Below are 1,150 nucleotides of genomic sequence, written 5' to 3'. Positions count from 1 at the left end.
CCAATCGATGTTTTTAACATCTACCAAACCAACAAAATCATTAGTTGTTGTATCTATTATTATAAAAGGTAAGTATGTTTTGTTTGTAATTCTTTCTTCAATTTCCCTACAATAGGCTACAGTATCTTCAAAAGTTTGAGTTCTGGAAACTGTTCCTGCAAAAAAATCTTCAAGACGTACTCTATTATTTTCTATTAAATTAAAAAAGGCTTTATTTTCACTCGATTCTAATAGTTTAATCTTATAATTATCAAATTGCATACAACAAAATTATTAATTAAGTCTAAATTACTATTTCTCTCGCCCTTTTAAAACTGAAACTACATCTTTTAATTTAAATCCTTTAGCTTGCAACAACATTAAGTAATGAAACAGTAAATCGGCACTTTCATTTAAAAATAGATTATCGTTATTATCCTTAGCTTCAATGACAACTTCTACTGCTTCTTCTCCAACCTTCTGTGCTATTTTATTAATTCCTTTTTCAAATAAAGAGGCTACATACGATTTTTCTCCAGTTGCATTGGTGCGCCTATCTTCTATGGTGTTTTCTAATTTAGATATAAAGCCGTACGACTCCGTATTGGTACTATTCCAGCAGGTATCTGTTCCTTTATGGCATGTTGGCCCTTCTGGTTTTACTTGTATTAATAAAGTGTCATTGTCGCAATCTAGCTTCATACTTACTAGATTTAACACATTTCCGCTTTCTTCTCCTTTGGTCCAAAGTCGCTGTTTTGTTCTGCTATAAAAGGTTACTAATTTGGTTGTTTTGGTAACTTCTAGTGCTTTCTCATTCATATATCCCAACATTAATACGGTTTTGGTATTTACATCTTGAATGATAGCTGGAATTAATCCGTCGTTATTTTTATTAAAATCTATAGTCATAATTTACCTAATGTGTTGTTTTGTAATTGTAGCTTCTCGATACAATTTTTTCGCGCCTCAAAAATCACTCTGAGCGACGTTTTTAATTTACTTTTATAATTCTTTTGCTTGCTTATAATCGTACTGGAATGTTATTTTGTTTTAATGTTTCTTTTAATTCTAAAATTGGAATTTCTCCAAAGTGAAATACACTCGCCGCTAAGGCTGCATCTGCTTCCCCTACTTTAAACGTATCTACAAAATGCTGAATGGTGCCTGC

1 protein-coding gene and 2 pseudogenes are annotated in these 1,150 nt (G+C 31.5%); all 3 read right to left on the bottom strand.

What is annotated here, in order from left to right; genetic code table 11:
* A pseudogene (locus ACVC2P_RS04415) lies at window positions 1-261 on the bottom strand (GNAT family N-acetyltransferase); the annotation flags it as partial.
* Between the two features lie 30 nt (window positions 262-291).
* The gene (hisIE, locus tag ACVC2P_RS04410) at window positions 292-891 is read right to left on the bottom strand and encodes a bifunctional phosphoribosyl-AMP cyclohydrolase/phosphoribosyl-ATP diphosphatase HisIE (RefSeq protein WP_452597274.1); all 600 of its coding nucleotides are present in this window, start codon (window positions 889-891) and stop codon (window positions 292-294) included.
* Window positions 892-1,003: 112 nt separating this feature from the next.
* Window positions 1,004-1,150: pseudogene (locus ACVC2P_RS04405) on the bottom strand (imidazole glycerol phosphate synthase subunit HisF); the annotation flags it as partial.

This window comes from Pontimicrobium sp. MEBiC01747 (assembly GCF_053601635.1).
Note: the sequence above shows the minus strand (reverse complement) of the source record. Positions and strands in the feature narration are given on the sequence as shown.

What these genes read in the sequence shown, in the direction of transcription:
- hisIE (WP_452597274.1), bottom strand. Translation starts at nt 891, where the DNA reads ATGACTATAGATTTTAATAAAAATAACGACGGATTAATTCCAGCTATC.